Below are 8,716 nucleotides of genomic sequence, written 5' to 3'. Positions count from 1 at the left end.
AGTCATAACCGCGATATTCCAGTCGTTTCAGAGCATCGACCAGAAGCGGCGCGACTTCATCCTTGCCGATAATACCGATAATTCCACACATGCATCTGCTCCAGATCTGGGTCGCTTGCTTTTGCCAGCCGGTTTAAAGACTCTAAAGCGGAACGGCAAGCCAAGCCATCCGCCCTGGGGTCGTCTGATAGTCGATTTATTTCGATGAGGTTTTAGCCGCTTTGATGGCGGCATACTTCTCCCGCAGGATCTTGCCCCGGCCTTCTTTGGTTTCCTGTCGGGCACGACCGAAAGCCAGCGCGTCGGCAGGCACATTGTCGGTGATCGTGCTGCCGGATGCGACATAGGCGTTGTCGCCGATTTCCACCGGCGCCACCAAAGAGGAATTGGAGCCGATAAAGGCATTTTCGCCGATAATCGTCTTATACTTGTTGTAACCGTCGTAATTGCAGGTGATCGTCCCTGCCCCGATATTGCTGGATGCGCCGACGGTCGCATCGCCGATATAGGTCAGGTGATTGATCTTGGCACCCTTGCGCACATCGGCGTTCTTCACTTCGCAGAAATTGCCGACCTTGGTTTTCTCGCCGAGCTTTGCACCGGGACGCAGTCGTGCAAAAGGCCCGATTTCCGCGCTCGGACCGACATTCGCGCCTTCCATATGCGAGAAGGAATGAATGAGCGCACCCGTTGCAACATGTACGCCCGGACCGAAGAATACGTTCGGCTCGATGATGACGTCAGCTTCAACCAGCGTGTCATGGCTGAAGAACACCGTTTCCGGCGCGATCAGCGTCACACCGGCCAGCATCATCTCGCGGCGCTTGCGGTTCTGCCAGATGGCCTCGGCTTCCGCGAGTTCTGCACGGTTGTTGATGCCGATGACATTATCAACCGGCACTTCGATGGCGGTTACGTTGAGGCCCTTGTCATGCGCGATGGCCACAATGTCGGTAAGATAATATTCGCCCTTGGCATTGTCGTTGCCGACTGCATCCAGCAGTGCAAGAGCATGACTGCCGCGCACGGCCATCAAGCCGCCATTACAGAAGCCGATCTTCTTCTGGGCGTCCGTCGCTTCCTTTTCTTCGACAATGGCGACCAGTCGGTCACCGTCTTCGATCAGGCGGCCATAGCCGTGCGGGCTGGTCGGACGGAAACCGATTACAACGATATCGGCGCCATCGGCCAGACGCGAACGCGCGGCCTGCAGAGACTGCGCTTCGATCAGTGGCGTATCACCGAAGACGATCAGCAGATCATCATAGCCATTTGCAATCGCCTCACGCGCGGCAAGCACGGCATGGGCCGTACCGAGGCGTTCCGTCTGTTCGAAAGAGGACACTGGACCCGCGATTTTCTCAACCGCGCCGCGCACGTCTTCCGCTCCGCGTCCGACGACCAGCGCGACATCGCTTTTGCCTGTCCCCTGCACGGCCTTGACCACATGGCAGACCAGCGGCAGGCCCGCGACTGCATGCAGCACTTTCGGCAGGCTTGATTTCATGCGTGTGCCTTCGCCGGCAGCAAGCACGATGGAAAGGCAAGTACGGTCTGTCATGACATTATCCAGAAAATCGTGATGTTCATCCGCTTTAACATCAAAGCGTATATGGAAGCTTACGGTTGTTGCCTAGCCCAGACGCCCCAACGCTGGAAAAGTCTCCAGTAGCCAGAACGAGAAGGATTGCATGCCGCCGGTCAGGAACAGGACCCCGGCCACGACGAGCAGTGCGCCCATTGCCTTTTCCACCTTGCCGAGATGCACACGGAAGCGGGACAGGAAGCGCATGAAGGCGCCGGAGAAAAGCGCAGCGACCAGAAAAGGAATACCAAGCCCCAGCGAATAGATTGCGAGCAGAAGCGCCCCCTCGCCGACGGTGCTGCTGCCACCGGCCAGTGTCAGGATCGGCCCCAACACAGGGCCGATGCAGGGCGTCCAGCCGAATGCGAAGGCCAGCCCCATGACATAAGCGCCGAGCGGCGAAGCAGGCGCATTGCGTGCCTGAAAGCGCGCCTCGCGCGACAGGAAGGACAAGCGCAGCAGGCCCAGAAAATTGAGGCCCATAAGTATGATGACCACACCGGCGACAATGGCGATCTCCTGCTGCCATGCGCGCAAAAATGCACCGATAGACGATGCGCCAGCACCCAGCGCCACGAAAACTGTGGTGAAGCCGAGGACGAAGCAGATAGCGGCAAAGGCAAGCGAGCGACGCGCGGACGGTTCAGCCGCAACGCGGGCGGCTTTATCAGCGCGGAAATCTTCAACGCTCACGCCAGCCATATAGCAAAGATAAGGGGGCACCAGCGGAAGAACGCAGGGCGATAAAAAGGACAGCGCTCCCGCACCAGCCGCCGTCATGTAGGAAACATCGAGCACGATTACCTCATTCGTTCATGAAATTGCTTGCTGCCCGGGCGAACCGCAGGCTTATATAGACCAAGTTTTGTGCAACTCTGAATATTTTTGATACAATAGGACATTAGAACACAAGTTTGCCCAAAATCGGGATCACTCCCCGCCTTTACTATAATTTGTTGATTGCTCCAACTGGACGACGCTCCGATGAGCTTGATTGATGATGAAGTGCCTTCTCAACATAACGCTGCGTCTTCCGGGCCTTTAGGCTGGCTGAGGCGATATCAGCATTTTCTGTTTCCGGTTGCGGGCATCGCCATCGCGCTGCTGGCGATCTATGTTCTGGAAACAATGCTCCAGCACACGTCGCGTTCGGAAACGCTTGCAGCACTGCATAGCATTTCCTGGACGACGCTGGCGCTCGCCGTCTTCTTTACGGTGTTGAGCTATGCCGCTGTCGCTCTTTACGATGTCGTGGCCGTAGACACCATCGCGCCAAACCAGATTCCGCGCCGTATCGCGGCGGTTGCAGGCGCTGCGGGCTATGCGATTTCCAATGCGCTCGGCTTTTCGCTTTTGACCGGCGGCGCGCTGCGCTATCGCATCTATGCCGCCGAAGGCGTCAGCCTCGCCGATATCGGCAAGATCGTCGGCACATCGTGGTTCGCAATCTGGTTTGCGCTGATCATCATGGTCGGGGCTGCACTCCTCATCGATCCCCAGGATGTGCCTTGGCTATCCGCCATCGATTCGCGCATCGATATCGTGGCGGGCGTGGTTATCCTCGGCGGCATCGGCTGGCTTATCTACTGGCTGTCGCATGGCGAGCGCAGCGTCAGGATCGGTTCGTTCAGCCTGCGCCTTCCCAATTCCAAAGGCGCACTGATCCAGATTTGCGCCGGATTGGTCGATGTCGGCGCTGCCGCGGCCACACTCTACGTCCTGATGCCCGCTGATGCAGTGCCAAGTTTCGCCGTCTTCGCACTCGTCTATGTGATCGCCATTGTTCTCGGCATCGCCAGCCACGCGCCCGGCGGCCTCGGCGCCTTCGAAGCAACGATCATCGCCGGGTTGGGCCTCGGCGGAAAACCGGACGCGATCGCAGCACTTCTCGCCTATCGCATCATCTACACGGTCATGCCGCTCGTCGTGGCAACGGCTGGCATTCTCGTCTGGGAAGCGATGCGGCGGCGTCAGATGCTGGGCAAACAGGCCGCCTTCGCCAAACGCCTTTTCGAGCCTCTGGTGCCAAGCCTTTCCGCTGGCATCATCTTTCTGGGCGGCATCATCCTGCTCATTTCGGGCGCGACACCCAATTTGCGCTATCGCGTTGAGCTTTTGTCCGACATCGTGCCTGAATTCCTGATGGAAATGTCGCATCTGGCGGCAAGCCTCGTGGGCGTCGCGCTGCTCATCGTTGCGCGTGGCCTTTCCAAGCGTCTGGAACGGGCTTGGGTTGCGGCGATGACGCTGCTTCTCAGCGGAGCGGTGTTTTCACTCGCCAAGGGCCTCGACTGGGAAGAAGCCGTCATTCTCTGCATCTTCGCTTCAACGCTCTGGAATTTTCGCGATTCCTTCTATCGCCGCCCGATATCCGGACCTTTCGAACTGAGCTGGAACTGGATCACCACAGTCGGCACCACGGTGCTTGTTTCCACATGGCTTGGCTTCTTCGTTTACCGGCACGTCGAATATTCGAGCGATCTTTGGTGGGATTTCGCATGGAGCGGGAATGCGCCACGCTTCCTGCGGGCGACCGTGCTGGTTTTTGCAGTGGTCGCCGCTGTCGGCCTGCATTCGATCATCAACCGCAACAGCCATCGCAGGCGAAAGGTCGATTATTCGATCCCCGAAGTAGTGCCTACTCTGGTGGCGGAATGTCCGCATACGGACGCGGCGCTGGCCATGTTGGGGGACAAGCAGTTTCTGCTCGCACCGGATAACAGCGCCTTCATCATGTATGCCCAATCCGGTGGCAGCCTGATCGCGCTCGGCGAGCCGATCGGCAACCCCGAAACCGGCAAGGAAACGGCATGGTCGTTTCACGCGCTTGCGGACAGATTAGCGCTGCGCACGGTTTTCTACGGCGTTGGCCCGCAAAGCCTGCCGCTGTTTCTCGACATGGGGCTTGTCGCACTGAAACTAGGCGAAGTGGCCCGCGTGAACCTGACGGACTTTTCACTGGAAGGGCCGCGTCGCCAGCCATTCCGCTATGCCGACCGCAAGATCGACAAGGACGGCCTCACCTTCGAAATTATTCGGGCGGCTGACATTCCACCGATCCTCCCGCGCCTGCGTGAAATTTCCAACGCCTGGCTCGATTTCAAATCCGGCAGCGAAAAGGGATTCTCGCTCGGCTATTTCGATGACGACTATATGCAGCGCTTCGATGTCGCCGTGCTGAAAAGCGAAGGCGAGATCGTGGCCTTTGCCAATCTGTGGCGCGGCGCAAACAAATACGAGATCACCGTGGACCTGATGCGCTATATGCCCAATGTGCACAAGCTGCTGATGGATGCGCTTTTCGCCAAGCTGCTCATGTATAGCAAAAACGAAGGCTACCAGTGGTTCAATCTCGGCGCGGCCCCGCTTGCCGGACTGAGCGGCAGCAGGCTCGCCTCGCGCTGGAACCGGCTCGGCTCCTTCATCTACAAGCGCGGTGCGGACCTCTATCATTTCGACGGATTGAAAGCCTTCAAGGAAAAATTCGATCCTGTCTGGACCCCGCATTACATGGTCTGCCCCGGCGGACTGGAAACACCGCGCGCCCTTCTCGACGCCACAACCCTGATCAACGGCAGCCCACTGGAGTTCATCCGTAAATGAAGAAAGAACGCGTCCTCTTTACCGTGGTCGGGCTTGTGCTGCTTGGAGCGGCGGGCGTTTACGCGTCGCTGCATACTGGCAAGATCGCCCGCATGTGGACCAAACTTACAGGCTCTGAAGAGCCGGTCATTCATGCAAGCGCCGAACGGCTGTCGAGCATCCCGGTCTATATGCCGAACGGTGACCCGGTCGGACTTACGATCCTTCTCAGCGACGAGGCGGGCATCGGCGAGAAGGAGCGCGCCTATATGGACGCGCTGCTTGCGAAAAACATGATCGTCCTGCCGGTGGAACTCGGCCCATGGCGGGCTTCGCTCGATAAGGAAGATGGCGAATGCAACTACCTCGACTCCGATTTTGAGGCCATCGCCAAGGAAGCTCTGCGCGGGCTTGATCTCGATGTCTATTTCCATCCGGTGCTGACCGGCATCGGCCAGGGTGCGACGATTGCCTATGCCGCGGCGTCGGATTCGCCCGATGCGACCATTGCGGGCGCTGTCTCGCTCGACCCTGCCCCGGCGAAAACCCGCCTGCCCTCCTGTACAGAAAAGGCGGCTGCGACGAAAACACCGGATGGTGCATTTACCTATGCTTTTGGCGCCCAGATACCAGCACCTGCTCTGGTGGTCGCCCCTCCCGGAACGGAGACCAACAACCCGGTCGAAGCACGGCAACAAAATATCGCCATTCTCCAGAGCGCCAAGGATTTCCCGGCGCGCATGAAAATGGCGGTTGATAACATTGTCGCCATGGCTGATCAGGACGCCAAGAATGAAGCCCTGCCGATTGTCAATCTTCCCGCCAAGGGCGGCAATGCGGAGATGGTCGCGGTCTTCTATTCCGGTGACGGCGGCTGGCGCGATCTCGACAAATCCATCGGCGAATGGCTGCAAGCGCATGGCGTACATGTCATCGGCGTCGATTCTCTGCGCTATTTCTGGTCGGAGCGCACACCGGAAGAAATCGCCAAAGACACCACGGCAATGATCAGGAAGGCCGATCCGACAGGGAAATTGCCTGTTGCGGTGCTTGGCTATTCCTTCGGGGCCGATACTTTCCCCTTCGCGTGGAAATATCTCGATCCAGCCATTCAGGACCGCACAAAAATGATCGGGCTGCTTGGTGTCGAAACCACGACAACCTTTCAGGTCTCCATTGAAGGCTGGCTTGGTATGGATGGCGACAAGGATGTCGTTCCGGCGATTTCCAGCATTCCGCTCGACCGTGTCGTCTGCGTCTATGGCGAGGAGGAAGACGACACCGCCTGCACGGCAAGCGAGTTGAAGGGCATGGACGTCATGAAACTGGCGGGTGGCCACCACTTCGACGAAAACTACGAGCCGATTGCAGCCGCCCTGCTCGACAAAATGCGCGCACGCGCCGGTCTGCCGCCGCGCCCGTCAAGCTGACGGGCGACTTCCGGTAAAGGCGCTAACCCTTTATCGCGCCTGACGGATTTTGCGCGCCAAGCGCGCGCTGCACCGCCACGCGGGCCGACGCGAGATCGGGCATGACCCAGTTCGGCTCGCCACCCAGAAACTTGTCGAGGAAGGCTATCGCATAGCCCGGCATGTCGGCCACGTTTTCCCGGTAAGACCACCAGGTTCGCAAATCGTCCGCACAGGCGTCGATATCCTGTGCCACGCCGAATTCCTGCTCCTGCACGGCGGCAATCGCGCAAATGCAGTAATTGGTATAGAGGAACCCCTCCGGCCAGAAGGCGATAATGTCGTGTTGCGGCGTATTCTCGCCCTCGTTCGCCTTCGGGATCGATAACGCCCGGGCAGGCGACAGGCGGATCAGTTCACGCAGAACCAGCCCGGCGGCAAAGGTGATGAAATCCTTGCGGTCCACCTTGGCATAACGCTTGTTCTGCTCGACCAGTTCTACCCAGTTCAGAAAAGCTTCCGTCAGTTTCTGCTCGTCGATCTCATAATCGACACCATAGACATCATGGAGAAGACTGGCGTGTTTGCGAAACGTCGCCCTGAACCAGCGCAACTGCCGCAAGCGACGCCGCAAGTCCGGCATCGATGCCATCTGGTTCTTCAAAAGCAAATCCATATTCCACGCCTCCAATGCCGACAGACCATATGCGAAACCGCTACCGTTGTCAGCTTGTCCTTCCCGCAATCTTCACCTCATAATTATACATATTGACATTTAAGAAAACAAATGTTCTGTGAAGAGGCGGAGACTGGCGGCGCTCAAAGACGCACGAAGCCTCCGGTGGAGGAGGAGAAAATGGCTATCTGGCAATGGGCTTTACTGGCTTTGGCTCTTTTATGGGGAGTGCAGTCGCTGGGCGTCTGGTTTCAGATGCGCCATTACTCCGACGTGCTGAAAGGCGTCACATCCCGCTACTCTGACGGATTCGTGGGTGCAGGCCATGTGCGCGGGCGCTTCGGCAAAGGCGTCATTGTCATGATCGTGGTTGACCGCGACCTGAAGGTCCGGCGCTTTCTCGAAATGAGCGGACGAACCGTGTTCGCAAAGTTCAAGCGGCAGGAAGCCTATGAGGGCATGCCGTTCAATGCCTTGCGGCGTGAACAGGAAGCGCTCGAAAAGTCGCCTGTCAATGCTGCCGCAAAGCAGGCGATGGACCAGATCGACCGCATCCGCGAACAATCCGACGGCACGTCTCTCGAAGGACTGAAGCTGGCGCACGCCTGAGCGTGTGTCCAACCGTGAACTGGGTGGCAATGTTCAAGGGGTATCGCCCGACGAGGACGGGCGTGGAGGAGGAGAAATGTCTATAGCTGCAATGCTGGCGCAAGGCGCCGATACGACCTTACAGTCCTTGCATGTGGCGAGCCAGATGGCCGCCAACATAGCAACGGACGCGGTGTTTCACGGCAAGCTAGCCGTCGAACACGGTAGCGATAACCTTGTGCAGCTTGCACAGGCAACCGGCACGGACAATCTGACTGTCGATCAGTTCAAGGAACGACTGCAAAACGTCACTCAAGAAGAACAGCTGGGCTGGCTGGCCTCGATCGGCAAGCACTTCATCGGCATCTTCCAAAAGGGTGGCGAAGTGTTTTCCGGTTTTGTGACCGGCATCATTCCGACCCTGGTGGTTCTGATGACCGCCTTCTACGCAATCACCGAACTCGTCGGCGAAAAGCGCGTGCACGGTTTGGCACAGGGTGCGGGCCGCATCGCGCTAACCCGTTATACGGTTCTGCCGGTGCTGTCGGTGTTCTTCCTGACCAATCCGATGGCCTATACCTTCGGTTCGTTCCTTGAGGAAAAGCACAAACCTGCCTTTTACGACGCGGCAGTGTCCTATGTGCATCCGCCACTTGGCCTCTTCCCGCATATCAATCCCGGCGAATATTTCGTCTGGGGTGGCGTACTCGTGGCGCTGCTTGAACTGGAAAAGAAAGGCGCTGTCGCCAATGGCTATCACATCAATGTGGCCATCTGGTACGCCATCGTCGGCCTCGTCGTGATCCTGCTCAAAGGCATGCTCACCGAACGCATCACCGCCATCATGGCGCGCCGTCAGGGCATCGAGCTTTAAGG

Annotated in this window: 7 protein-coding genes; 4 read left to right on the top strand and 3 right to left on the bottom strand. The window is 58.2% G+C overall.

Annotation, left to right across the window (positions count from 1 at the left end; all coding sequences use genetic code 11):
• Window positions 1-196 precede the first annotated feature (196 nt).
• Window positions 197-1,561, bottom strand: coding sequence for a bifunctional UDP-N-acetylglucosamine diphosphorylase/glucosamine-1-phosphate N-acetyltransferase GlmU (gene glmU, locus D8666_RS16550; protein ID WP_109367535.1), 1,365 nt, complete (start codon window positions 1,559-1,561; stop codon window positions 197-199).
• A 72-nt stretch (window positions 1,562-1,633) separates the two neighbouring features.
• Window positions 1,634-2,383 carry a cytochrome c biogenesis CcdA family protein gene (locus D8666_RS16545; protein ID WP_109367536.1) on the bottom strand — a complete coding sequence of 250 codons (750 nt, stop codon included), beginning with the start codon at window positions 2,381-2,383 and terminating at the stop codon, window positions 1,634-1,636.
• A 186-nt stretch (window positions 2,384-2,569) separates the two neighbouring features.
• On the opposite strand from D8666_RS16545, the gene mprF reads away from it, so the two are divergent.
• On the top strand, window positions 2,570-5,188 hold the full coding sequence (gene mprF / locus D8666_RS16540; RefSeq protein WP_167836101.1) for a bifunctional lysylphosphatidylglycerol flippase/synthetase MprF: 2,619 nt from the start codon (window positions 2,570-2,572) through the stop codon (window positions 5,186-5,188).
• Complete coding sequence (locus tag D8666_RS16535) at window positions 5,185-6,597, top strand: AcvB/VirJ family lysyl-phosphatidylglycerol hydrolase (protein ID WP_181376044.1); 1,413 nt, start codon at window positions 5,185-5,187, stop codon at window positions 6,595-6,597. Before mprF ends, D8666_RS16535 begins: the two co-directional genes overlap by 4 nt.
• A gap of 22 nt (window positions 6,598-6,619) precedes the next feature.
• Here D8666_RS16535 and D8666_RS16530 read toward each other — a convergent pair whose 3' ends face one another.
• A complete protein-coding gene (locus D8666_RS16530; RefSeq protein WP_109367538.1) occupies window positions 6,620-7,252 on the bottom strand; it encodes a hypothetical protein in 633 nt (210 codons plus the stop codon).
• A 180-nt stretch (window positions 7,253-7,432) separates the two neighbouring features.
• Here D8666_RS16530 and D8666_RS16525 point away from each other — a divergent pair, with 180 nt between their 5' ends.
• Together D8666_RS16525 and srlA are read left to right on the top strand one after the other, a co-directional pair.
• Window positions 7,433-7,861 carry a transcriptional regulator GutM gene (locus D8666_RS16525; protein ID WP_109367539.1) on the top strand — a complete coding sequence of 143 codons (429 nt, stop codon included), beginning with the start codon at window positions 7,433-7,435 and terminating at the stop codon, window positions 7,859-7,861.
• Window positions 7,862-7,937: 76 nt separating this feature from the next.
• Window positions 7,938-8,714 carry a PTS glucitol/sorbitol transporter subunit IIC gene (gene srlA / locus D8666_RS16520; protein ID WP_109367540.1) on the top strand — a complete coding sequence of 259 codons (777 nt, stop codon included), beginning with the start codon at window positions 7,938-7,940 and terminating at the stop codon, window positions 8,712-8,714.
• The last annotated feature ends 2 nt before the right edge of the window (window positions 8,715-8,716 follow it).

Source organism: Ochrobactrum soli (assembly GCF_003664555.1).
GTDB lineage: Bacteria > Pseudomonadota > Alphaproteobacteria > Rhizobiales > Rhizobiaceae > Brucella > Brucella teleogrylli.
This window is presented reverse-complemented; position numbering and strand designations above follow the sequence as displayed.